This is a genomic window from Curtobacterium sp. AC273 (assembly GCF_979253735.1).
The window spans coordinates 232,277-256,162 of record NZ_CEEDDU010000005.1; the positions used below are offsets into that span (position 1 = coordinate 232,277).

The 23,886-nt window shown below is 70.7% G+C and carries 15 protein-coding genes and 12 pseudogenes; 12 read left to right on the top strand and 15 right to left on the bottom strand.

Annotation, left to right across the window (positions count from 1 at the left end; genetic code table 11):
* Nucleotides 1-69: 69 nt before the first annotated feature.
* Nucleotides 70-1,896 (top strand): annotated as a pseudogene (locus ACZ8AI_RS08310) (glycoside hydrolase family 35 protein).
* A 148-nt stretch (nucleotides 1,897-2,044) separates the two neighbouring features.
* Here ACZ8AI_RS08310 and ACZ8AI_RS08315 read toward each other — a convergent pair.
* Entirely contained in the window at nucleotides 2,045-2,335 is a 291-nt protein-coding gene (locus ACZ8AI_RS08315; protein ID WP_464857889.1) for a hypothetical protein, read from the bottom strand.
* 168 nt (nucleotides 2,336-2,503) lie between these two features.
* Nucleotides 2,504-2,800: a biopolymer transporter Tol gene (locus ACZ8AI_RS08320; RefSeq protein ID WP_464857890.1), complete on the bottom strand. Its 297-nt coding sequence runs from the start codon at nucleotides 2,798-2,800 to the stop codon at nucleotides 2,504-2,506.
* Nucleotides 2,801-2,844: 44 nt separating this feature from the next.
* Between ACZ8AI_RS08320 and ACZ8AI_RS08325 the strand changes: the two genes are divergently transcribed.
* From ACZ8AI_RS08325 to ACZ8AI_RS08335, 3 genes are read left to right on the top strand one after another with little or no spacing between them, the layout of a single operon-like run.
* A complete protein-coding gene (locus ACZ8AI_RS08325) occupies nucleotides 2,845-3,282 on the top strand; it encodes a spore photoproduct lyase family protein (protein ID WP_464857891.1) in 438 nt (145 codons plus the stop codon).
* 55 nt (nucleotides 3,283-3,337) lie between these two features.
* Nucleotides 3,338-3,598 (top strand): spore photoproduct lyase family protein, encoded by a 261-nt coding sequence (locus tag ACZ8AI_RS08330; protein ID WP_464858128.1) that lies wholly within the window; start codon nucleotides 3,338-3,340, stop codon nucleotides 3,596-3,598.
* Nucleotides 3,595-3,918, top strand: a complete 324-nt coding sequence (locus ACZ8AI_RS08335; RefSeq protein WP_464857892.1) for a hypothetical protein — start codon at nucleotides 3,595-3,597, stop codon at nucleotides 3,916-3,918. Before ACZ8AI_RS08330 ends, ACZ8AI_RS08335 begins: the two co-directional genes overlap by 4 nt.
* A gap of 347 nt (nucleotides 3,919-4,265) precedes the next feature.
* Here ACZ8AI_RS08335 and ACZ8AI_RS08340 read toward each other — a convergent pair.
* Both ACZ8AI_RS08340 and ACZ8AI_RS08345 read right to left on the bottom strand, forming a co-directional pair.
* Nucleotides 4,266-5,362 (bottom strand): annotated as a pseudogene (locus ACZ8AI_RS08340) (SDR family oxidoreductase); the annotation flags it as partial.
* 213 nt (nucleotides 5,363-5,575) lie between these two features.
* Nucleotides 5,576-5,800, bottom strand: a pseudogene (locus tag ACZ8AI_RS08345) (hypothetical protein); the annotation flags it as partial.
* A gap of 123 nt (nucleotides 5,801-5,923) precedes the next feature.
* Between ACZ8AI_RS08345 and ACZ8AI_RS08350 the strand changes: the two are divergent.
* Nucleotides 5,924-7,205: pseudogene (locus ACZ8AI_RS08350) on the top strand (alpha-amylase family glycosyl hydrolase).
* Nucleotides 7,206-7,292: 87 nt separating this feature from the next.
* Here ACZ8AI_RS08350 and mmsB read toward each other — a convergent pair.
* From mmsB to chvE, 3 genes and pseudogenes are all read right to left on the bottom strand, one after another.
* A pseudogene (gene mmsB / locus ACZ8AI_RS08355) lies at nucleotides 7,293-8,468 on the bottom strand (multiple monosaccharide ABC transporter permease); the annotation flags it as partial.
* Between the two features lie 9 nt (nucleotides 8,469-8,477).
* Nucleotides 8,478-10,009: pseudogene (mmsA, locus tag ACZ8AI_RS08360) on the bottom strand (multiple monosaccharide ABC transporter ATP-binding protein); the annotation flags it as partial.
* A 102-nt stretch (nucleotides 10,010-10,111) separates the two neighbouring features.
* Nucleotides 10,112-11,089: a multiple monosaccharide ABC transporter substrate-binding protein gene (gene chvE, locus ACZ8AI_RS08365; protein WP_464857893.1), complete on the bottom strand. Its 978-nt coding sequence runs from the start codon at nucleotides 11,087-11,089 to the stop codon at nucleotides 10,112-10,114.
* 418 nt (nucleotides 11,090-11,507) lie between these two features.
* Here chvE and ACZ8AI_RS08370 point away from each other — a divergent pair.
* Together ACZ8AI_RS08370 and ACZ8AI_RS08375 are read left to right on the top strand one after the other, a co-directional pair.
* Nucleotides 11,508-11,552, top strand: a pseudogene (locus ACZ8AI_RS08370) (hypothetical protein); the annotation flags it as partial.
* Between the two features lie 152 nt (nucleotides 11,553-11,704).
* The gene (locus ACZ8AI_RS08375; RefSeq protein ID WP_464858129.1) at nucleotides 11,705-12,472 is read left to right on the top strand and encodes a substrate-binding domain-containing protein; all 768 of its coding nucleotides are present in this window, start codon (nucleotides 11,705-11,707) and stop codon (nucleotides 12,470-12,472) included.
* Nucleotides 12,473-12,691: 219 nt separating this feature from the next.
* Here the strand turns inward: ACZ8AI_RS08375 and ACZ8AI_RS08380 are convergent, their stop codons facing one another.
* From ACZ8AI_RS08380 to ACZ8AI_RS08415, 8 genes and pseudogenes are all read right to left on the bottom strand, one after another.
* The gene (locus ACZ8AI_RS08380) at nucleotides 12,692-13,642 is read right to left on the bottom strand and encodes a carbohydrate ABC transporter permease (protein WP_071291272.1); all 951 of its coding nucleotides are present in this window, start codon (nucleotides 13,640-13,642) and stop codon (nucleotides 12,692-12,694) included.
* 3 nt (nucleotides 13,643-13,645) lie between these two features.
* A complete protein-coding gene (locus tag ACZ8AI_RS08385) occupies nucleotides 13,646-14,326 on the bottom strand; it encodes a carbohydrate ABC transporter permease (protein WP_464857894.1) in 681 nt (226 codons plus the stop codon).
* A gap of 62 nt (nucleotides 14,327-14,388) precedes the next feature.
* Nucleotides 14,389-14,619, bottom strand: coding sequence for a hypothetical protein (locus ACZ8AI_RS08390; protein ID WP_464857895.1), 231 nt, complete (start codon nucleotides 14,617-14,619; stop codon nucleotides 14,389-14,391).
* Nucleotides 14,620-14,716: 97 nt separating this feature from the next.
* The gene (locus tag ACZ8AI_RS08395; RefSeq protein WP_464857896.1) at nucleotides 14,717-15,502 is read right to left on the bottom strand and encodes an extracellular solute-binding protein; all 786 of its coding nucleotides are present in this window, start codon (nucleotides 15,500-15,502) and stop codon (nucleotides 14,717-14,719) included.
* Entirely contained in the window at nucleotides 15,499-15,975 is a 477-nt protein-coding gene (locus tag ACZ8AI_RS08400) for an extracellular solute-binding protein (RefSeq protein WP_464857897.1), read from the bottom strand. Before ACZ8AI_RS08400 ends, ACZ8AI_RS08395 begins: the two co-directional genes overlap by 4 nt.
* Nucleotides 15,976-15,979: 4 nt before the next feature.
* On the bottom strand, nucleotides 15,980-16,714 hold the full coding sequence (locus ACZ8AI_RS08405) for a glycoside hydrolase family 127 protein (protein WP_464857898.1): 735 nt from the start codon (nucleotides 16,712-16,714) through the stop codon (nucleotides 15,980-15,982).
* 113 nt (nucleotides 16,715-16,827) lie between these two features.
* Nucleotides 16,828-17,698: pseudogene (locus tag ACZ8AI_RS08410) on the bottom strand (glycoside hydrolase family 127 protein); the annotation flags it as partial.
* Between the two features lie 103 nt (nucleotides 17,699-17,801).
* Nucleotides 17,802-17,957: a hypothetical protein gene (locus tag ACZ8AI_RS08415; RefSeq protein WP_464857899.1), complete on the bottom strand. Its 156-nt coding sequence runs from the start codon at nucleotides 17,955-17,957 to the stop codon at nucleotides 17,802-17,804.
* A gap of 171 nt (nucleotides 17,958-18,128) precedes the next feature.
* Between ACZ8AI_RS08415 and ACZ8AI_RS08420 the strand changes: the two are divergent.
* From ACZ8AI_RS08420 to ACZ8AI_RS08440, 5 genes and pseudogenes are all read left to right on the top strand, one after another.
* Nucleotides 18,129-19,067, top strand: a pseudogene (locus ACZ8AI_RS08420) (LacI family DNA-binding transcriptional regulator); the annotation flags it as partial.
* Between the two features lie 445 nt (nucleotides 19,068-19,512).
* Nucleotides 19,513-21,244, top strand: a pseudogene (locus ACZ8AI_RS08425) (xylulokinase).
* Nucleotides 21,241-21,951: an L-ribulose-5-phosphate 4-epimerase gene (locus ACZ8AI_RS08430; RefSeq protein ID WP_464858130.1), complete on the top strand. Its 711-nt coding sequence runs from the start codon at nucleotides 21,241-21,243 to the stop codon at nucleotides 21,949-21,951. Before ACZ8AI_RS08425 ends, ACZ8AI_RS08430 begins: the two are co-directional and overlap by 4 nt.
* A pseudogene (araA, locus tag ACZ8AI_RS08435) lies at nucleotides 21,948-23,471 on the top strand (L-arabinose isomerase). Before ACZ8AI_RS08430 ends, araA begins: the two are co-directional and overlap by 4 nt.
* 142 nt (nucleotides 23,472-23,613) lie before the next feature.
* A pseudogene (locus tag ACZ8AI_RS08440) lies at nucleotides 23,614-23,883 on the top strand (FAD-binding protein); the annotation flags it as partial.
* Nucleotides 23,884-23,886 lie beyond the last annotated feature (3 nt).

The window sequence follows — 23,886 nt, forward strand, 5'->3', positions numbered from 1 at the left end:
GCCGTGCGGACACGTCCGCACGGCCCCGCTCCACGCCCGGCCGCGGCCGGCCATCAGGAGAGTCACACCATGCGCTTCGCCATCGGCGACACCGACTTCCTGCTCGACGGCGAGCCGCACCGGATCCTGTCCGGCGCGATCCACTACTTCCGCGTCCACCCCGACCTGTGGGCGGACCGGATCCGCAAGGCGAAGCTGATGGGGCTCAACACCATCGAGACGTACGTCGCCTGGAACGCGCACGCACCGTCGCCCGGTGTCTTCGACCTGACCGGCGGGCTCGACCTCGGCCGGTTCCTCGACCTCGTCGCGGCGGAGGGCATGCACGCCATCGTCCGCCCCGGCCCGTACATCTGCGCCGAGTGGACCAACGGCGGCCTGCCGTACTGGCTCTTCGCCGACGGCACGGTCGGCGTCCGGCGCGACGAGCCGCAGTTCCTCGCAGCAGTCTCCTCGTACTTGCAGGCGTTGGCGCCGGTGCTGGTCCCGCGGCAGATCGACCAGGGCGGACCCATCGTGCTGGTGCAGGTCGAGAACGAGTACGGCGCGTACGGCTCCGACCCCGTGTACCTGCAGAAGCTCGAGGCGATGCACCGCGCGATCGGCCTGACGGTGCCGTTCACGAGCGTCGACCAGCCGATGGGCACCATGCTCGAGGACGGTTCGCTGCCCTCCCTGCACAAGACCGGGTCGTTCGGCTCCCGCTCGGCGTCGCGTCTGGAGCGACTCCGACAGGCGCAGCCGACCGGACCCCTGATGTGCTCCGAGTTCTGGGACGGCTGGTTCGACAGCTGGGGCGAGCACCACCACACCACCCCGGCCGCCGCCTCGGCCTCCGACCTGGACGACCTGCTGGCCGCGGGCGGCTCCGTCAACATCTACATGTTCCACGGCGGCACGAACTTCGGCTTCACGAACGGCGCGAACGACAAGGGCGTCTACCGCCCGATCTCGACGTCGTACGACTACGACGCACCCCTCGACGAGGCCGGTCGGCCGACCGCGAAGTTCCATGCGTTCCGGTCCGTCATCGAGCGCTACGCGCCCGTCCCGCCGTTGCCGGCGTCGATGCAGCCGGGTGGGTCGGGGCGCCTCGAATCGTATGACCATTCGAGCGACCGGGAGGCCCGGATCACCCCCGCCACGGACCTCACCGTCCGTCTCGACCGCGTCGCGACGCTCCGGTCCCTGCTGCCCGCGCTCACCGACTGGTCGACGCACGACGCCCCGCCGACGTTCGACGCCCTCCGGAGCCGCCTCCGGCTTCGTGCTGTACCGCGCCGAGGTCGACCTGCCCGCAGGCGGCGTCCTCACCGTCGGGGAAGAGGTCCGCGACCGCGCGATCGTCACCGTGGACGGCACCGTCGTCGGTGTCCTCGAACGCGAACACCACGACCGGGCGATCGCCCTGCCGCCCGTCACCGGCACGCTCGAACTCCTCGTCGAGGACCAGGGCCGGGTCGACTACGGGCCCCGCATCGGCGAACCGAAGGGCCTGATCGGCGGCGTCGCCGTCGACGGGGTCCTGCTCGCCCGCTGGACCGCGTCACCGATCGCGCTCGACCCGATCGCCCCCGCCGCCCTCGCGGTGCTGGCCGCGATCGAGCCGACCGACGGCGACGTGCTCGCCGGCCCGGTGTTCGCCGCGGGGTCGTTCGACCTGCCGGTGGCCGACGACCGCTACCTGTCCCTCGACGGGTTCCGGAAGGGTGTCGCCTGGGTCAACGGGTTCTGTCTCGGCCGGTACTGGTCGCGTGGTCCGCAGTCGACGCTCGCGATCCCCGGGCCCGTCCTCCGCGAGGGCCGCAACGAGCTCGTCGTGCTCGAGCTCCACGCCGCGGCGTCCGCACGGCGTGCCTGCTGCTCGAGCCGGAGCTCGGCCACACCGAGGCCTGACCCGCGGCGCCGGGCCCGGCCCGGGTCCCGGGTCCGGGCCGGCGCCGGGCCCGGTCCGGTTGCCGCGTACTCGGTCGTTTCGGGCGTGCTTGCGTCGATTCGGGCGTACCTGGTCGGAAGTTTCGACCAGGTACGCCCGATTCCGCTTTCAATCGCGGGCGTTGTGGGAAGTTCCGGCCCAGGCACGCACCTGGAGCAGCGCCTCGCGCCGCCAGCGCCAGAGCGGCGCGAACTTCGTGCCGTCGTCCTGCCACGCCCGGGTCAGCATCCCGATCTGCCGACGGCGCCGGGCACCGGAGGGGTCGTCCCACTCGACGAAGGCGTCGTCGAGCACGGTCGTGATCCCGGAACGCGGGGCCTCCCACGACACGAGGAAGCCCGAGTACCGGAGCACGTCGTCGGAGAGGTGCACGGCGACACGGGGCAACCGGGCCGTCACGCCAGATGCCACCGGCGACGAAGGCCGCTCCGAGGACGAAGACGAACACCCGGACCGACGCACCCGGCACGAAGGCCACTGCGGCGACGGCCACACCGGTACCCACGAGCACGGGGCCGAAGACGACGGCGTTGAGGATGCGGTCGAGGCGGGGCGGGCGGATCGTCGTCACGGCAGGGCGTCGAGGTCCGTCAGGGCCTGCCGGGCGTCGGCGATGCGCTCGGCCTCGGGGCGCTCCCACCACTCGGGTCCGCGCTCGCCGAGGCCGTGCTTTGCGAGGCCGTTCCGGTGCCGCGCTGCCGCCAGTGCCTCGTCGTCCCCGGATCGCTTCGCCTGCTTCACCGCGTTCCGACCCCGGCCGAGGTGCGAGCGGAGCGCAGCGGCCACGTCCTCGGGCAACGCCGGATCCGTTCGTCGCCAGCGTCGGCCGTCGACGACGAAGAAGTGGTCGTCGGGCTCGCTCATGCACCGAGTCTGCACCGTCGGTGGTCTCGGGTAGACAGGGATCGATGAGCGAACACCGTCCGCGTCCGATGCTCGACGTCCGCCGCATCTACGCCGAGCCGGCGGCGCTCGGGCTCGCGCGGGGGCAGGAGGTCGTGGGGCGCTGGCCCGATGCCGAGGTCGTGCCGGTGGAGTCGCACTGGAACATCCCCGAGGTGCACGGCGACGAACGCAACGTGCAGCGCTGGGTCCGGATCAAGACCGAGGCGCTCGTGCTCGGCGTGAAGAAGTCGCTCGTCACGCGGCCGAACGGCCGTTCCGCCGACTTCATCGCCCCCTCGACGGCGAACGGCTGCGCGATGGCGTGCGCGTACTGCTACGTCCCGCGACGGAAGGGCTACAGCAACCTCGTCACGGTCTTCGCGAACATCGACCAGATCCACGAAGCACGTCGCACGGAACATCGCGAAGCAGGGTCCGAAGACCGAGCCGAACCAGTGTGACCCGGAGTCCTGGGTCTACGACATCGGCGAGAACAGCGACTGCTCGGTGGACGCGATGCTCAGCGACAACGTGCGGGACCTCTGCGACCTCTTCCGGATGAGCCCGACGGCGAAGGCCTCATTCGCCACGAAGTACGTCAACCGCGACCTGCTCGACTGGGACCCGATGGGGCGCACCCGCATCCGCTTCTCCCTGATGCCGCACGAGACGGCGAAGGTCACCGACATCCGGACCTCACCGATCGCGGAGCGGATCGCCGCCGTCAACGACTTCGTCGATGCCGGGTACGAGGTGCACCTCAACTCTCGCCCGTGATCCTCACGCCGACGTGGGAGTCCGACTGGGCCGAGCTCCTCGGACAGGTCGACGCCGTGCTCTCGCCGGCGGCGAAGGCGCAGCTCGCGGCCGAGGTGATCTTCCTCACGCACAACCAGCCCCTGCACGAGGTCAACCTCGGCTGGCACCCGAAGGCCGAGGACCTCCTCTGGCGCCCGGACCTGCAGGAGCAGAAGGTGTCGCAGAACGGTGCCGTCAACGTGCGCTACCGGTCCGGCATGAAGGGGCAGCTCGTCGAGCGCTTCCGCGAGCTCGTCGCCGAGCACCTGCCGTCGTGCCGGATCCGCTACGCCTTCTGAACACCGCAACGGCCCGACGTCAGCAGACGTCGGGCTGTTGCGGTGTCCGCGAGCAGGTGCTCACTTGTCGTCGACGGCGTCCTTCGCCTTCTCGGTCTGCATGCGGGCCTCGCCCATGTGCTGGTCCTTCTTGCCCTGGGCGTGCAGTTCGGCGTCGTCCGATGTGCTCAGCCGACCTTCTCCTCGACCTTGCCGACGATCTTCTGGGTGGCGTCCTTGGCCTTGTCTCCGAGCGACATGGGGTTCCTTCCGGTGGTCATCACCGGTGGTCCCGACGATGTGGACCCGACAGTACGTCCGCCCCTGTACCCCGTTCGAAGCAGGAGGACATGTGCGCCGCCGATCAGGGGGACGAGCCGGTCCGCACGGTACCGGTCGAACAGGTCGGTGAAGGACCGCTCGGTCCGCCGGAACCCGGTGAACCCGGCCTCACGGCTCTTCCCCATGTCGGTGACGACCTCCATCGTCCGGCCGAGGTCGGCGTCGGTGTGCCACCACGACGCGAGCCGACCGATGTCCGGCTCGACGAGGCCGTGGCGCTCGGCGATGCCCACCCACTCGGACTCGTACGGCGCCATCTGCTCCTCGAGGGCGGGGACGGTCCTGGTAGCCGACGACGCGTGCGGGGTCCACCGCCGAGGTGTGCGGCCAGCCGCGGCCACATCCACCGCCAGCCGGAACACGTCGCCGTTCACGATGTTGAACGGCTCGTCCGCGCCCTCCGGGGAGGTCGCCGCCCCAGACCATGTGCTCGGCGAGCAGCCCCGCGTCGGTCATGTCGGTGAGGCCGTTCCACTGCGCCTCGCTGCCCGGGAACACGAAGTCGAGGTCGAGCTCCTTCGCGAGCGTCGCCTGCACCGCGAGCGTCAGTCCCATATTCATGGCGTTGCCGACCCGCGTGCCCGATGACCGTGTGCGACCGGTGCACCGACCAGGTGAACCCCTGCCGTTCGGCGGCGGCGAAGAGCTCGTCCTCCTGCGCGTAGTAGAAGTTCGGGGTGTCGAGGCGGGGCTCCTCCTCGTGGAACGGGGTGTCGGGCATCTCGCCGGCGGCGTACGCCTCGAACGGGCCGAGGTAGTGCTTGAGGCCGGTGACGAGCGCCACGTGTGCGAGCGGCGCGTGCCCGAGGGCCGCGAGCAGGTCGCGGACCATCCCGCCGTTCACGCGGATGTTCTCGGCCTCGGTGTCCAGCCGCTGCCACGCGGTGAAGAAGACGTGGGTCGGGCGTTCGTCCGCCAGGGCGACGGCGAGGTCCTCCGGGTCGCGGAGGTCGGCGGGGACCGTGCGGACGCCGTCACGGGCGACGGGCCGTCGCGAGAGCGCCGTCACCCGCCACCCGTCGCCGAGCAGGCGGTCGACCAGGGCCGAGCCGGTGATGCCGCTGGCGCCCACGACGAGGGCGTGGCGGTCGGTGGACTGCGGGGTGGTGTCGTCGAGAGTCATCCGGGTTCCCCAACACATGTCGTCCCGTCGGTGTTCCCTCACCGCGGTCGGCGGATGCGGATCGGCCCCTTCGCGGTGGACGGGTCGACGACGCTGCCGTGCTGCGTGATCTCGACCTCGCCCCGCGCGACCATCCGCCGTGCCGCCCGACGCGCGGGCCTCCATCAGCGGCCGCCAGTCGTCCGGGTCGAGCGAGCGCGCGACCTCGGACGGGCAGATGCTCGACGTCCGCGCACGCGCCGCGAGCAACTCGTCGATCCGCTGTTCGAGGGCGCGGTCGGTCTCGTCGACCCCGTGCTTGCGGCAGGCGCGGGAGCACCACTTCGTCTCGGGGGCGGCCGACGACGGCATCCGGCGCCCGCACGAGGCGCAGGTCCGCTCGGCGTGCTCCGACTCCGACGCCGTGGCGTCCGCTTCCGTCCTGATCGCCCGTCCCATGGCTCCATCCTCGTCCCACCGCAGCCGCCAGCACACAGCCCAGGTACGGCTGGCACCATCGCAGTGGTGAACCCCGACACCGCACCGGTCCGACCGTCCGAACCCGACTGGGTCCAGCACGTGATGTGGTGGCACGTGTACCCGCTCGGTTTCGTCGGCGCCGAGGTCCGACCGGAGACCGCGGTGGCGGACCGCCCCGTCGAGCACCGGCTGGACCGGATCGCCGGGTGGCTCGACCACGTCGTCGACCTCGGGCTGAACGGTCTGCTGCTCGGTCCGGTGTTCGCGAGTTCGACCCACGGCTACGACACCGTCGACCACTTCCGGATCGACCCGCGCCTCGGCGACGACGACGATTTCGACCGCCTGGTCGCCGCGGCGCACGAGCGGGGCGTCCGCGTCCTGCTCGACGGGGTCTTCAACCACGTCGGGCGGGAGCACCCGGCGTTCCCCGCGCTCGACACCGACGGGCCGGGCGCGGCGACCGCCGACCTGTTCGCGGTGGACTGGGACGGGTGGCAGGCCGGCATGCCGGTGCGCGTCGGGGACTTCGAGGGGCACGACATCCTCGTCGCCCTCGACCACCGGTCGTCAGCGACGGAGGACCTCGTGGTCGAGGTCATGACCCACTGGCTCGGCCGCGGTGTCGACGGGTGGCGTCTCGACGCGGCCTACGCCGTCGCCCCGGCGTTCTGGGCGCGCGTGCTCCCGCGGGTGCGCGAGCGGTTCCCGGACGCCTGGTTCAGCGGCGAGGTCATCCACGGCGACGCCGCCACGATCGTCCGCGAGTCGACGATGGACTCGACGACGCAGTACGAGCTGTGGCAGGGGATCTGGCACGGCATCGCGGACGGCAACTGCCACGAGCTGGCGCACGCGGTCGAGCGGCACGACGCCCTGCTCGAGACGTTCGTGCCGACCACCTTCGTCGGCAACCACGACGTCACCCGGATCGCCAGCGCGGTGGGGGAGGGCTTCGCGCCGCACGCCGCCGCGGTCCTGTTCCACGGTCGCCGGGACGCCGATCGTCTACGCCGGTGACGAGTACGGCTGGGCCGGGGTGAAGGAGGAGCGTCTGGGCGGCGACGACGCCGTCCGCCCGGAGTTCCCGGACGCCCTGCCGGCACCGACGGCGATCACGCACGACCACGAGGCGCTCGTCGCGCTCCGACGGCGCAACCCGTGGCTGCACCGGGCGCACACCGACGTCGTGCACCTGACGAACTCGGCGATCGTGCTGCGGACGGCGACCTCCGACGCCGCCGTGGTGACCGCCCTGAACCTGGCGGCCGATCCCGTCGACCTGCCCGCGGCCGACGCGACGCAGGTGGAGGCGGGCGGCGGCGATCTCGGGGACGGGACCCTGCGCCTCCAGGCCGGTGGGTGGGCCGTCCTCACGAAGTGAGGAGCAGGAATCGTCGGGTGCCCGAAGGCGACCCGACGATTTCTGCTCCCTCGATGGGATGGGCAAGCGAGCCCCGCGCCCTACTTGCGCGCGGACGCCGCCCGGCGCTTGCTGGAACACGTCGAACGCGACGGCGGCGAGCAGCACCAGGCCCTTGATGAGGGACTGGAACTCGGTGCCGACACCGAGGATCGACATGCCGTTGTTCAGGATGCCGATGATGAGACCACCGACGATCGCTCCGGGCACGGTGCCGATGCCACCCGTGACCGCCGCGCCGCCGATGAACACGGCCGCGATGGCGTCGAGCTCGAACCCGTTGCCCGCGCCCGGAGCCGCCAGGTTGAGCTGGCCCGTGAAGACCACGCCCGCCAGCGCCGAGATGACGCCCATGTTGACGAACAGCAGGAACGTCACGCGCTTGGTCTTCACGCCGGACAGCTGCGCGGCGAGGGCGTTGCCACCGATCGCGTAGATGTGGCGGCCGAAGACCGCGCTGCGCATGACGACCGAGTAGATGACCACGAGGGCGCCCAGGATGACGAGCACGATCGGGGTGCCGTTGTAGCTGGCGAGCAGGAGCGCCACGTAGATGACGAGCACCGCGCCGAAGGCCGTCTTCACGATGAACCAGACGAACGGCTCGCTCTCGAGCTGGTACTTCCGCCGCGTGATCCGGCCGCGGAAGGCCGCGACCACCATCACGACGGCCGCGGCGAAGCCGAGGATCATCGTGAGGGGCTCGTACCCGGTCGTGCCGAACGACGGCAGGAAGCCGGAGCCGAGCGACCGGAAGCCGGTCGGGAAGGGCGAGATCTGCTGGTTGCGCAGGACGATCTGCGCCGCACCGCGGAACGCGAGCATGCCCGCCAGCGTCACGATGAACGCCGGGATCCCGAAGTACGCGATCCAGAAGCCCTGCCAGGCCCCGACGAGCGCGCCGACCACCAGGCACAGCACGACCGCGATCGGCCACGGGATGCCCCACTGCGTGATCATCACGCCGGCCATGGCGCCGGTGAACGCGACGACCGACCCGACGGACAGGTCGATGTGCCCGGCGATGATGACCATCACCATGCCGATCGCCAGGATCAGGATGTAGCTGTTCTGGACGATCAGGTTCGAGACGTTGATCGGGGCGAGGGTGATGCCGTTCGTCGTCACCTGGAAGAAGAGGACGATGACGATCAGCGCGATGAACAGGCCGATCTGTCGGAGCTGCCCGGTGAGGTAGCCGACGGCGGACTTAAGCGCGTTCATTGACAGGGTCTCCCGTTCCTGGGTCATGTACTGCATGAGGACCTCTGGAGTGGCCTCGGAGCGGGGCACGTCGGCGGTGATGGTGCCCTCGGACAGGGTGTAGATGCGGTCGCAGATCCCGAGGAGCTCCGGGAGTTCGGAGGAGATCACGATGATCCCCTTCCCCTGGTCTGCGAGCTGGTTGATGATCGTGTAGATCTCGTACTTCGCGCCGACGTCGATGCCACGGGTCGGCTCGTCGAGGATCAGGACGTCCGGGTCGGCGTACATCCACTTCGACAGGACGACCTTCTGCTGGTTCCCGCCGGAGAGCTTGCCGGTGATGACGTCCACGTTCGGCGCCTTGATGTTGAGGCTCTTGAGGAACTGCCCCGCGACGGTCGTCTCCTCGGCGGCGTTCACGAAGCCCCAGTTGGCGAGCTTCCCGAGCGCGGACCCGGAGATGTTCCGCTTGATGTCGTCGATCAGGTTGAGGCCGTAGCGCTTCCGGTCCTCGGTGACGTACGCGATGCCGTTGTCGATCGCCTGCGTGACGGTGTGCGTCTTGATCGGGGTGCCGCGCTTGTAGACGGTGCCGCTGATGCCGGCGCCGTAGGACTGCCCGAACACGCTCATCGCGAGTTCGGTCCGGCCGGCGCCCATGAGGCCCGCGATGCCGACGACCTCGCCGGCCCGCACGTCGAGGTTCGCGTGGTGGATGATCTCGCGGGAGGCGTCGAGCGGGTGATGGACGGTCCAGTCCTCGATCCGCAGGAGCTCCTCGCCGATCACCGGGTTCTCGCGCTCCGGGTACCGGTTCGACAGGTCGCGGCCGACCATCCCGCGGATGATCCGGTCCTCGGACACCTCGTCGGCGTGCATGTCGAGCGTCTCGATGGTCTGGCCGTCGCGGATGATCGTGACCTTGTCCGCGATCGCCTTGATCTCGTTGAGCTTGTGGCTGATGATGATCGCCGTCATGCCCTCGGCCTGCAGCGACCGGATGAGCTCCAGCAGGTGCGCGGAGTCGTCGTCGTTGAGCGCCGCGGTGGGCTCGTCGAGGATGAGGAGCTTCACCTGCTTCGACAGCGCCTTCGCGATCTCGACCAGCTGCTGCTTGCCGACGCCGATGTCGACGATCTTCGTGACCGGGTTGTCCTTCAGACCGACGCGCTGGCAGGAGTTCCGCCGCGGCGAGGTTCGTCTTGTTCCAGTCGATGAAGCCGCCCTTGGACTGCTCGTTGCCGAGGAAGATGTTCTCGGCGATCGACAGGGAACGGACTGAGCGCGAGCTCCTGGTGGATGATCACGACGCCGGACGCTTCGGAGTCGTTGATGTCGGAGAACTGCACGGGCGACCCGTCGAGCAGGATCTCGCCGTCGAACGTGCCGTGCGGGTAGACCCCGGACAGCACCTTCATCAGGGTGGACTTGCCGGCGCCGTTCTCGCCGCAGATCGCGTGGACCTGTCCGCGCTCGACCGCGATCGAGACCCCCTGGAGGGCCTTGACGCCGGGGAACGTCTTGGTGATGTCACGCATCTCGAGGATGGTGTCCGTCACGTCGACCGCCTTCCGTAGTGCACGCTCGCGCGCGCAGGTGGGGACGGACTGGAGGCGCGGTGCGGTCTGGCACCGCGCCTCCAGTCCGTCGATGGGTTGCGACTACTTCAGGTCGGCTTCGGTGTAGTAGCCCGAGTCGACGAGGACTTCCTTGTAGTTGTCCTTGGTGACGACGGTCGGCTGGAACAGGAAGGTCGGGACGACCTTGACCTTGTTGTCGTAGCTCTTCGTGTCGTTGACCTCGGGCTTCTTGTCCGTCAGCAGGTCCTCGGCCATGGTGACCGACTGCTTGGCGAGCTTGCGCGTGTCCTTGTAGATGGTCGAGTACTGCTGACCGGCGATGATCGACTTGACCGAGGCGGCCTCGGCGTCCTGACCCGTGATGGTCGGGAGCGGACGGTCACTGCTGCCGTACCCGGCGCCCTGGAGCGCCGAGATGATGCCGATCGACATGCCGTCGTACGGGGAGAGCACGCCGTTCAGCGTGGTGCCGCCCGAGTAGGACTTGGCGATCAGGTTCTGCATGCGGGCCTTGGCGGTCGCCGGGTCCCACTGCTGCGTGGCGGCCTGCGTGAAGCCGTCCTGGCCGGAGCCGATCTTGATGGTGCCGGCATCGATGTACGGCTTCAGCGTCTTCATCGCGCCGTTGAAGAAGAACGTCGCGTTGTTGTCGTCCTGCGACCCGGCGAAGACCTCGATGTTGAAGGGGCCCTTCTCGTCGGTCTTCTTGCCGTCCGCGTCGAGCAGACCGAGACCGGTGAGGAGCGAGTTCGCCTGGTCGACGCCGACCTTCTCGTTGTCGAACGACACGTAGTAGTCGACGTTCTTGTTGCCGGTGAGCAGGCGGTCGTAGGAGATCACCTTGATGCCGGCCTTCGCGGCCGCGTCCAGCTGGTCGGAGAGGGCACCGCCGTCGATCGACGCGATGATGAGGACCTTCGCGCCCTTCGTGATCATGTTGCTGACCTGCTGCGCCTGCTGCTGGACCTTGTTGTCCCCGTACTCGAGGTCGACCTTGTAGCCGGCCTTCTCGAGGTCGCTCTTGACGGCGTTGCCGTCCTTGATCCAGCGTTCGGACACCTTCGTCGGCATCGCGACGCCGACCAGTGCACCCCTTGTTGTCCCCGCTGCCGCCACCGCTGCCGGTGTCGCCGCGTCCGCCGGCCGAGCATCCGGCCAGTGCGATGGCGATGCCGAGGGCGGCGACGCCCGCGACGATCTTGCGCTTCATCATCGAAGTACCTCTGTTCCTGCGCGACGACGTCGACGCGCTCGGGTGACGGGGCTGCTGTGCCCCCGGTGAGTGCTCGTGTGAGCGCTCACATACTGAGGGGTTCCGTGACGGGGTGTCAACTCGTCGTGACCGTTTCGCGATCTTGCGGCGGCGGACCGACCGCGCGGTACGGTTGGCCTCGTGACCACCACGACCGCCCCAGGGGGCAAGGGCGGCAACCGCCGGAAGGCGCCCACGATCTTCGACGTCGCCGAGCGCGCGGGGGTGTCGCACCAGACCGTCTCCCGGGTCATCAACGGCGACCCCACGGTGCGCGAGCAGTACCGTTCGCAGGTCACCGACGCCGTCGCCGAACTCGGGTACCGCCCGCGGGCCGCCGCCCGGGCGCTCGCCGGGGACGCAGCCGGGCGCTCGGCATCATCACCGCCGGCGACGCGCTGTACGGCCCGTCGAGCACTGCGATCGGCTTCGAGCGGGCAGCCCGTTCGGCCGGGTACCACGTGCTCCTGTCGACCCTGCCGGACGATCCACGGCCCGGCGACCTGTCCGCCGCCATCACCACCCTGCTCGCGCAGGACGTCGCCGCGATCGTCCTGGTCGCCGCCGACAACCGGGTGCTCGACGCCCTCGCCTCGTTGACGGTCCCGGTGACCGTTCCCGTCGTGGTGTCGAACGCCGTGCAGCGTGACGCAGCCCGAGCACCGGTCGCCCCGAGCGTCGCCGCCGTCGCGATCGACCAGGTCGCCGGGACGTCGCTCGTGATGGAGCACCTGTTCGGCCGCGGACACCGGCGCATCGTGCACATCGCCGGGCCGGGGGTCTCGCAGGAGTCCGAGGTGCGCCGCGAGACCTACGTCCGGATCATGCGCGAGGCCGGGCTCGACCCGGTCGTGCTCGACGGGGACTGGACCCCGGCGAGCGGGTTCGCCGCGGCGCGGACCATCGACGTGCACACCGTCGACGCGGTCTTCGCGGGGAACGACCAGATGGCGCTCGGGGCGCTGCACGCCTTCGCCGACGAGGGACTCCGGGTGCCCGACGACATCGCCGTGGTGGGCTTCGACGACGTCCCCGAGGCGGCGCACTTCACGCCGCCGCTGACCACCGTGCGGCAGGACTTCCGGGCGATGGGGGAGCGGGTGCTCGACACCGTGAAGGCGCTCATCGAGGGGGAGCCCCGCGACGAGACGCTGCTCGCGCCCGAGCTCGTGGTGCGCCGGAGCGCGTAGCGCCCGCCGCGCCGCGCCGCGCCGCGCCGCGCCGCGCCGCCGCGCCGTCGAGATCGCACTTCGGCGCCCGACGTTCCGGCGGAACCACGCCGAAGTGCGATCTCACGGAACAACACGGAACAGCACGGAACAACACGGCACAACACGGAACAACACGGAACACCAGGGCGGCGCCCCTCGCACGGTGCGAGGGACGCCGCCGGCGAGCTGACCCGACCGTCAGCCCTTCAGCGCGCCCGACGACAGGCCGGCGACGTAGAACCGTTGCAGCCCGACGTAGAGCGCGATGCACGGGATCATCGCCACGACCGACCCGGCGACGAGGTTCCCGTACGACACCTGCCCGTAGGCGCCGGTCTGCAGGTTGAGCAGCGCGACCGGCAGCGTGTAGAGCGAGTCCTTCGTCAGGAAGGTCAGCGCTCCGAGGAACTCCGTCCACGACGCCAGGAACGCGTAGAGCGCGGCGGTCGCGGCACCGGGCAGCAGCAGCGGGCGGAGCACCGACACGACGACCCGGAAGCGCGAGGCGCCGTCGACGAACGCCGAGTCCTCGAGCTCGGTCGGGATCGACTCGAACGCGTTCCGCATCACGAACACCCCGAACGGCAGGTTCACCGTCGTGTAGAAGAGCACGAGCCCGAGCAGCGAGTTCGTGAGCTTCATGGCGTTCAGCTCGAGGTACAGCGGCGTGAGGATGGCCTGGAACGGCACCATCATCGTCAGCAGCACGAGCCCGAACACCACGCCGGACCCACGGAACCGGAAGCGGGCGAACCCGTACCCGGCCATCGTCGCGATCACCGCGGTGAGCACGGCGGTCGCGATCGACACGATGAGCGAGTTCACGACGCCGGTGAGCAGGTGCGACGACGAGCTGAACACGGCGGCGAAGTTCTGCCACCCGAGCTGGAAGAACGTCGCCGGGTCGGCGGCCTGCGTGATGACGGCCTCGGACTGGAACGCCCGCAGGATCGACCAGATGAGCGGAACCCCGAACACCAACGCCGACCCGACGCCGGCGATGACGTAGAGCGTGCGCTTCACGGCGGTGTCCCGCGGGTGCCGGACGCTGCCCTGGTGGTGGCGTCGCCGACCACCGTCTCCGGTGGTGGTGAGCGTGCGGGTGGACAGGTCCGGAGCCAGGCCGGCCCGGGAGGTCGTGGTGCTCATGGCTCAGTCCTTCTCTCGCAGTGCCCAGAACTGGAACACCGTGACGGCGGCGATGACGACGACGAGGGCGATGGACTCGGCGGTCGCGGCGCCGAGCTGCAGGTTCACGAAGCCGCGGTTGTAGATCGCGTTGACGATCGTCGTGGTCTCCGTCCCCGGCCCGCCTTGGGTCAGGATGTAGAACTGGTTGAACGCCAGCAGGGACCCGATCACCGAGATGATGACGCTGAGCGCCACCGTCGACCGGATCATCGGGAGCGTGATGAGCCGCTCGGTCTGCCACCAGGACGCGCCCTCGAGCTGCGCGGACTCGTACACCTCGTCGGGGATGCCCTGCATCGCCGACATGAGCAGCACCATCGTCAGCCCGGAGACCGCCCAGACGACCAGCACGCAGATCAGCAGCGTCGCGAGCGGGCCGTTGACGAGCCAGGCCGTGCTGCCATCGGTGATCCCGAGCCAGCGGAGCACCATGTTCACGGCACCGGAGTTCGGCTGGGCCTCGAGGACGAGCATGAACGACAGCGTGGTCAGGCCCACCACGTACGGCAAGAAGAACACCGTCCGCAGCAGGGTGCTCCCGCGCCGCCGTGCCCGGATGAGCACGGCGAGGAAGTAGCCGAGCGCCAGGATCGGCACCGTCACGATCGCGGTGTACAGCAGCGTGTACCCGATGGCGTGCACGAACGTCGGGTCCTGGAACAGCGTCGCGTAGTTCTGCAGCCCGATGAACCGGTACGGGCCGATCAGGGCCAGTTCGTGAACGAGATGTAGAGCGCGAACAGGAGCGGCACGAGCACGAACACCGCGACGAACAGGATCGCCGGCGCGACGAGGACCGCCCCGGTGCGCGGCGGGTGGGTGAGCGAGTTGCGGACGGGCCGCGGCCGCGACCGCGGCCGACGGTGGGGCCGGCCCGCACCGGTCCGGCCGGGTGCGGCCCGGCTGGCGGAGCGCCGGGTGGAGATGGTCGACATGACGTGCACCTCTCTGTGCAGCAAACGAGCGAACGAGCGACGGACGGTCAGGCCTGGACCTGGTCGAGGATGCGGGTGTAATCCGCCTGCGCCGTCTTCATCGCGGCGGCCGTACCGGACCCGAACACCGCCTCGCGGAACATCGCGAAGTAGGGCGACGACGGCTGGTTGTTGAGCAGGTTGTACGCCAGCGTCTGCGGTGCGTACCCCTTGTCGATGGCGTCGAGCGGGCCGAACGCCAGCGGGTACTTCTTCCGGTACGCCGGCGTTGCCGCATCCGAGCGGGTGGGGAAGTACCCGCCGTCCGGCAGCGCCTGCTGCTGCGTTGCAGCCCGTTCGCGTACTGCATGAACGCCCAACCGCCGGACGGGTTCGCCGCCCCGTTCGGGATGCACATGTTGTCGCCGCCGTCGAAGAACGACCGCTTGCCGTCCCACGAGGGGATGAGCACGGTCTGCATCTTGGCCCGCATCGCCTTCGTGGCGGCGGGCACGGTCGCGCCGTACGACGTGGGGAAGATCCCGACCTTCCCGGCCCGGAAGTCGGCGCCCCACGTGGTGCCGGCGTCGGAGTACGTCGCCTTCGAGAGCACGCCGTCCTTCCACATCTGGCGGTAGAACTCGAGCATCCGTTCGAGGGCCTCGTTGCCGGTGATGTTCGCCTGCTGCTTGCCGACCTCACCGGACATCATGTCGACGCCGGTCGCCCAGACGTGCGGCTGGGTGACGAAGCCGATGATGCCCGCCGCGTTGCCGGAGATCGACCACCCGTAGACGTCGTCGCCGGTCTTCCGGATCGCCTTCGCCGCGGCGAGCAGCGAGTCGAGGTCCTTCGTCGAGTCCTCGACGTCGAGCCCCGCCCGCTCGAACAGCTCGGTGTTCACGAACAGCTGCGAGTTGTCGGCCAGGTACGGCAGCCCGTAGTACCGGTCGCGGTACTCGAGCAGCCGCAGGTGGCCGGGGAGATCGCGTCGAAGTAGTCGAGTCCCTTGACGACGTCGGTCAGGTCGGCGAACGCCTCGCGGAAGATGAACAGCTGCGAGTTGATGTCGTCGATGTCCACGACGTCCGGCGGCTCACCGCCGCGGATCGCGGTCGCGAGCTTCGTCACGTACTGCCCGTCGGGCACCGGGGTGAGCTCGACCTGCAGCTTCGGGTTCGCCTTGTTGAAGCCGGCGACCGCCGCCGTCAGGCCGGCCTGGGTTGCGGACCGGCACCAGACGTGCACGGTGCCGGTCGCGTTCCGGCCGAACGACGCCGCCTTCGCGTCCACCTTGGGCAGCGTGCCGGAGCACGCGGCCAGGGTGAGCGCGGCCCCGCCGGCGAGCCCGCCGGCGAGGAACGCTCTGCGCAGCATCACGTCACCGCGCCAGCGGGAGCCAGACGCGCATCGGCGCGGCTCCGCGGTTCGCCCAGGCGTAGTACGGGACCGCCGTCGCGGTGACGGCCTGGAGGCCCGTGGCGGGGTCCGAAGCGCCAGCCACGTCGTCGACGCTGGTGGCGCCCACGGCGCGATCCGCGCCTCCCGGCCCGTCCAGACGCCGGTACGGCCACGCTGCCTGCGCATGCTCGGCAGGGGCGTGTCCTTCGATCCGCAACGTGACCACGCCGTCGAGGAGTCCGTCCTGGCGCTCCTCGGTGATCGGCGCGTCCGCGTCGACCGTCAGGTCGTCGACCGTGAAACCCTGCTGGTCCGCCTGCTCGACCGCGTACACCAGCGGGCCGCGCTCGATCGCGACCTGCCCGCGGGCGGCGTCGATGCGGGTGTCGGCGACGTAGCGGTGCGGCGTGGTGTCGAACGCGAGCTCGACGGTGTCGCCGGCGGTCCACTCGCGGTCGATGACGTGGAGCGTGCCCGCTGCGGGACTCGCGTCGCCGCCGACACCCGTGACGGTCGTCGTGTCCGACCACGCCGGGATCCGGAGGCCGAGCGCGAGCGGGCCGTCCTCGGTGACCGTGACGACCACGCGGCCGTCGTGCGGGTAGCCCGTCTCGACGCGCACCGGCCCGAGGTCTGCCGTTGCGTACTGGTGGATCTGCAGCCCGCCGTCGGTCGCGGTCGCGAGGTAGCCGTCGAGGCTCGCGAACGTCCGCATGATGTTCGGCGGGCAGCAGGCGCAGTCGAACCAGCCGCGACGCCCATGCGCGGGGAGCGGTTCTCGTCCTGGTGCGCGTGGTCACGCTGCTGGAGCGGGTTGACGTAGAAGTACTCGGTGCCGCCCAGGCTGACGCCCGCGAGGAACGCGTTGTAGAGCAGGCGCTCGATCGCGTCGGCGTAGACGGGCTTACCGGTCGCGAGCAGCAGGCGCCAGGCCCACTGGACGCCACCGATCGCGGCGCAGGTCTCGGCGTAGCCGCGGTCGGTCGGGAGCTCGTACGGGTCGCCGAACGCCTCCCAGTCCCAGCGTGCGCCGAGGCCGCCGGTGATGAACGCCTTCGTCGCCATCATGTCGGCGAACTGGCGCTCGCTCGCCGCGAGCAGCTCGGTGTCGCCGGTCTCGATCGCGACGTCCACCGCACCCGCCGCCAGGTACACGGCGCGGACGGCGTGGCCCTCGACGGTCGCGGCCTGCCGGCTCGGCACCCGGTCGGAGAAGTACGTCGGCTCGCCGCCGGCGCGCTCGATGATGCCGTGACCGCGGGCGTCGACGAACCAGTGCGCCAGCTCGAGGTAGTCGCGGTTGCCGGTCTCGCGGTAGAGCTCGACGAGGCCCATCTCGACGACGGGGTGCCCGTCGATGTCGGTCGTCTTGCCGTCACCCTCGCCGAAGGTCCTCACCAGGTGGTCGGCGTTCTTGATCGCGACCTCGAGCAGGCCGGTGTCACCCGTCGCACGGTGCTGGGCCACGGCCGCCTGGTACAGGTGCCCGGCGCAGTACATCTCGTGGCTCCACTTGAGGTCCGTGTACCGCTCGCCCTTCCCCCCGGATCTGCTGCACGGAGTCGAGGTAGCCGTCGTCGGCCTGCGCCTGGGCGTACAGGGCGGTGACCTCGCGCTGGAGGTCGAGCAGGTCCTCCGACGGCGCGCGGCCGTACTCCCACGCCACGGCCTCGAGCCACTTCGTCACGTCGGAGTCCATGAAGATCGGGCCGGTGGCCTCGCCCTCCTCGAGCCCGGCCGCGATCCGGAGGTTCCGGAAGTTCCCGGCCGTCTCGAGCAGCGCGTAGCCGCCGCGGACCGCATCACGGCCGTTGGCGCTCCTGCCGGAGGGCCCAGAAGCCGCCGGTGATCCGGGCGTCGCCGGTCGGCAGGGGCCGGAGCGTGAGGTGGGCGTCGGCGGTCGGGAGGACCGGCGTCGCGGTCTGCGCACGGCTGTCGGTCGCGAGCGTGGTGGTCATGTCGCCTCCTTGCGATGTGACTGGGGCCGTTCCGGTGTCCGCGGTTCGTGCAGCGTTCGGAAAACGGTTTCTGCGGTGGACAGTACGACACAGACCGCCGGGGCGCAAGTGTCAGAGCGCTGTTGTGCGTATGCTCATCCACACGCCACTCGATCCGGAAAGGAGCTTGCCGTGACCCTCGAACGCAGCTCCCTCGACCGCGCCGCGCAGCCCGTCCGGATCACCGACGTCGCGGCGCTCGCCGGGGTGTCGATCGGCACCGCGTCGAAGGCGCTCAACGGCACCGGGCAGCTCCGCGACGCCACACGACTCCGGGTGAAGGAGGCCGCCGAGAAGCTCGGGTTCGTCGGCGACGCCCGGGCGCGGGCGCTCTCCTCGGGCAGGACCTACACCGTCGGCATGATCACCACCGACTCGTTCGGCCGGTTCTCGATCCCGGTGCTGCTCGGCGCCGAGGACGCGCTGTCCGCCGGCCAGATGGCCGTGCTGCTCTGCGACACCCGCGACGACCACGTGCGCGAGACCCACTACCTCCGCTCGCTCGCCGCCCGCGGGGTCGACGGCATCATCGTCACCGGACGCTCGGCCGACCCCCGCCCACCCATCGACGCGGCGATGCCCGTCGTCTACGCGTTCACGCCGTCGACCTCGGCGTCCGACGTGTCGATCACCCTCGACGACTCGGCGGGCAGCGCGGCCGTCGCCTCCCACCTGCTGACGCTCGGGCGCTCGCGGGTCGCCATCGTGACCGGGCCCGAGCGGCACCGTTCCGCCGAACGCCGAGTCGCGGGGGCGGTGTCGGTGCTCGGGTCACGGGTCGTCGCTCCGCCGATGTACGGCGAGTGGACGGAACGGTGGGGGCGCCAGGCGGTCGACGTGCTGGCGCGGGGATCGGTGGAGGTCGACGCGATCGTGTGCGGGAGCGACCAGATCGCCCGCGGTGTGTGCGACCGGCTGCGGGAGCTCGGTCGGTCCGTCCCGGAGGACGTCGCCGTCACCGGGTTCGATGACTGGGACGTGATGGCGCTCGCGAGCCGTCCGCCGCTCACCACGGTGGACCTGCGGCTCGAGGAGCTCGGCCGCGTGGCGGGGCAGGCGCTGCTGAGTCTCATCGACGGGGGACCGGCGGCGTCGGCCGCGGTCACCCCGACCCTGGTCGTCCGCGAGACACCGTCGGCGCCTAGGCCGGGCCGCGCGGGGTCGCGCGGGGCCGCGCGGGGTCGCGCGGGGTCGCGCCTGTCGCGCCGCGGGGTCGCGCCTGTCGCGCCGCGGGGTCGCGCCGGTTCGCCGAGATCGCACTCCGGCGGCCATCGGTCCTCAATGTCGCCGCGAAAGTGCGATATCGGCGGGGCGCTTGCCCGGGGCGTGTTCGGTGAGATCGCAGTTCGGCGGACGATTCGCGCGATGAACCCCGACGAAGTGCGATCTCGGCGGAGGGGGCGTCCGGGCTCGGGTGGGCGGCACTTCGTGCGACCCGCGAGCCGCGTTGCGGGAGTGAGCGCTCACGTGCCAGGATGTGAGCGCTCACGGGGACGACGAGGTCTGGGAGGACTGCATGAGCGACGACCGCCGACACCAGGTCGAGGACGGCCGCACCACGCTCGGCATCGAGCTCGGCTCCACGCGCATCAAGGCGTGCCTGGTGGACGAGGACCTCGTGCCCATCGCCGCCGGCTCGCACGAGTGGGAGAACGAGTTCGTCGACGGGCGCTGGACCTACTCGCTCCAGGCGGTCGAGACCGGACTCCGCGCCGCCTACGCCGCCCTCGTGGCCGATGTCGAGGCGCAGTACGGCGTGACCCCGACGACGTTCCGCGCCGCCGGCGTGAGCGCCATGATGCACGGCTACCTCGCGTTCGACGCCGAGGACGACCTGCTCGTGCCGTTCCGGACCTGGCGCAACACCTCGACCGGCCCGGCAGCCGAACGGCTCAGCGACGCGCTCGGGTTCAACATCCCGCTGCGCTGGTCGATCGCGCACCTGTACCAGGCCGTCCTCGACGACGAGCCGCACGTGCCGCAGATCGCCGGCATCACCACGCTCGCCGGGTACGTGCACCGTCGGCTCACCGGCCGCGACGTCCTCGGCGTGGGCGACGCGAGCGGCGTCTTCCCGATCGACAGCAGCCCCGCCGACAGCGGCCCGGGCGACCCTGGCACGCGCGACTTCGACACCGAGATGCTCGCCGTCACGCAGGACCTGCTGGGCGACGCCGTGCCGGACCTCCGCGCGCTCCTACCCGAGGTCCTCGTCGCCGGGGACGACGCCGGCACCCTCACCCCCGATGGGGCCGCGTGGCTCGACCCGACCGGTTCGCTCCGCCCCGGCGTCCCGCTCTGCCCGCCCGAGGGCGACGCCGGCACCGGCATGGTCGCGACGAACGCCGTCGCACCGCGGACCGGCAACGTCAGCGTCGGCACGAGCATCTTCGCGATGGTCGTCCTCGAGCAGCCGCTCGAGTCCGCGCACGAGGAACTCGACGTCGTCACCACCCCGTCCGGCGACGCCGTCGCGATGGTGCACTGCAACAACGGCGCGAGCGAGATCGCGAGCTGGGCACGGGTCTTCGGCCGCTTCGCCGAGGCATCGGGCAGCCCGATGGCGACGGACGACGTGTTCCGGGTCCTGCTGGACGAAGCCGAACACGCCGACCCCGACGCCGGCGGGCTGCTCTCCTTCAACTACCTGGCGGGCGAACCCGTCACCCACGTCGAGGACGGCCGGCCCCTGCTGCTCCGCACCCCCGACGCGCGCTTCACCCTCGGCAACCTGGTCCGCTCCGAGGTGCACGGCGCGTTCGCCACCCTCGCGATCGGCATGGACGTGCTGCACGGCGAGGACGTGCAGGTGGACCGGATGACCGCGCACGGCGGACTCTTCCGGACGCCCGGCGCCCCACAGCAGCTGCTCGCCGCGGCACTGCGGGTCCCCCGTCGCGCTCGAGGAGACCGCGGGCGAGGGTGGCGCCTGGGGCATCGCCGTGCTCGCCGCGTACCTCGAGCACACCGAGCACCACCTCGCCGACTTCCTGGCGGACACCGTCTTCGGCGGGGGCACGGTCCACGTCGCCGACCCCGAGCCGCGCGACGTCGAGGGCTTCCAGACGTACCTCGGCCGGTACCGCGCTGCGCTGCCCGTCCAGGCCGTGGCGGCAGCGGCGACCCGACCCGAGACGACCGGAACCGGTGCGGCAGCCGCCGCCGGCGCCGACGCGACCACGACCCGAGGCGAGGGGACGGCGGGAGCCGAGCCGCGCCTCCCGGCAGAGCAGGAAGTGACCAGATGACCAGCGCAACCGACCCCGACACCCAGCGGGCCGTCGCGGCCACCCGTGAACGCGTCGCCCGCCTGCACGGCGAGCTCGTCCGCTACGGCCTGGTCATCTGGACCGGCGGCAACGTCTCCGAGCGCGTGCCCGGCACGGACCTGTTCGTCATCAAGCCGAGCGGGGTGTCGAGCGACGACCTGACGCCGGAGAACCAGGTCGTCTGCACGCTCGACGGCGTGCCCGCCGACGGTTGGGGCAACGAGCACGGGCCGAGCTCCGACACCGCTGCGCACGCCTACGTGTACCGGAACATGCCCGAGGTCGGCGGCGTCGTCCACACCCACTCGACCTACGCGACCGCGTGGGCCGCACGAGCGGAACCCATCCCGTGCGTGATCACCGCGATGGCCGACGAGTTCGGCGGTCCGATCCCGGTCGGACCGTTCGCGATCATCGGCGACGACTCCATCGGCCACGGCATCGTCGAGACGCTCGCCGGTCACCGGAGCCGGGCGGTCCTCATGCAGAACCACGGCGTCTTCACCATCGGCAAGGACGCGAAGGACGCCGTCAAGGCCGCCGTGATGTGCGAGGACGTGGCGCGCACCGTGCACATCGCGAAGCAGGGCGGCGAGGTCGTCCCGATCGCACCAGCAGACATCGATCGACTCTTCGATCGCTACCAGAACGTCTACGGACAGAACCCCGAAGGAGCCATGCAATGACGCAGGAGACCACCGTCGAGACACTGGCGGGCTACGAGGTCTGGTTCCTGACGGGGAGCCAGGGGCTCTACGGCGAGGAGACCCTCCGCCAGGTCGAGGAGCAGAGCAAGCAGGTGCACGCGGAACTGGTCGCGGCGCTGCCCGTGAAGCTCGTCTGGAAGCCCGTCCTCAAGGACGCCGACGGCATCCGCCGCGCCCTCATCGAGGCGAGCGCCGACGACAAGGTCATCGGCGTCACCACGTGGATGCACACCTTCAGCCCCGCGAAGATGTGGATCGGCGCCCTGCAGGCGCTCACGAAGCCGCTGCTGCACCTCCACACGCAGGCGAACGTCACGCTGCCGTGGGCGGACATCGACTTCGACTTCATGAACCTCAACCAGGCCGCGCACGGCGACCGTGAGTTCGGCTACGCCCTCGCGCGCCTCGGCGTCCGGCACGCCACGGCCGTCGGCCACGTGTCGGACCCCCGCGTCCAGCAGCGCGTCGCGAACTGGACCCGTGCCGCCGCCGGTGCCGCCGCCGTCCGCGAGCTGAAGCTGACCCGCTTCGGCGACAACATGCGCTACGTCGCCGTCACCGAGGGCGACAAGACCGAGGCCGAGATCGAGCTCGGCGTGCAGGTCAACACGTGGGCCGTCAACGAGCTCGCGGCAGCGGTGGAAGCCGCCTCGGACCACGAGATCGACGCGCTGCTCGCCACCTACGACGCGTCCTACGACCTCGTACCGGAACTCCAGGAGGGGGCGAACGCCGAAGCGCGCTCCGCGACGGCGCCGCCATCGAGATCGGCCTCCGCACCCTGCTCGCGCAGAACGGCAGCGCCGCGTTCACCACGAACTTCGAGGACCTCGGCTCGCTCAAGCAGCTGCCGGGCCTGGCCGTGCAGCGCCTGATGGCCGACGGCTACGGCTTCGGGGCCGAGGGCGACTGGAAGACGGCGGTCCTGGTCCGCGCGATGAACGTCGCCGGCGCCGGCCTGCCCGGTGGTGCTCTCCCTGATGGAGGACTACACCTACGACCTCACCCCGGGCGCCGAGAAGATCCTCGGGGCGCACATGCTCGAGGTCTCGCCCAACGCTCACGACGACGAAGCCGACGTGCTCGAGATCCACCCGCTCGGCATCGGCGGCAAGGACGACCCGGTCCGCCTGGTCTTCACCGCCGACCCCGGCGAGGCCGTCGTCGTGGCGCTCTCCGACACCCGCGACGGCTTCCGCCTCACCGCGAACGTCGTCGACGTGGTGCCCCCGACCGAGGCCCCTGCCGAAGCTCCCGGTCGGCCGTGCCGTCTGGGAGCCGCGTCCGTCCTTCCCGGTCGCCGCGGAGGCCTGGCTCACCGCCGGCGCCGCCCACCACACCGTGATGACGACCGCCGTCGGCCTGCAGGGGTCGTCGAGGACTTCGCCACCATGGTGGGGACCGAGTTCCTCGTCATCGACGAGCACACCACCGCTCGCGGGTTCCGCGACGAGCTGCGTCTCCAGCAGACGTGGCACCGTCTCGACCGCGGTTTCTAGGAGTCAGGACCCCACGATGAGCGACGTGATCGCGGCCGAGCGCACGCGGACGAACTGGGCGGGCAACGTGACCTACCGGGCCTCGGCGCTGGCGCGCCCGACCTCGGTGGACGCGCTCCAGCAGCTCGTCGCGTCGACCCCGCGCCTGACGGCGCTCGGCTCGCGTCACTCGTTCAACACCATCGCCGACACCGACGCGGTCCAGGTCTCCCTGGCCGACCTGCCGCCCGTGCTCGACATCGACACGTCGCGTCGGGTGGTCCGGGTCGCCGCCGGGATGATCCACAGTCAGGTGGCGGCCGGCCTGGAGGCACGTGGCTGGGCACTCGCGAACCTCGCGTCCCTGCCGCACATCTCCACGGCCGGGGCGGTCGCCACCGGCACGCACGGTTCCGGTGTGCGCAACCCGTCCCTC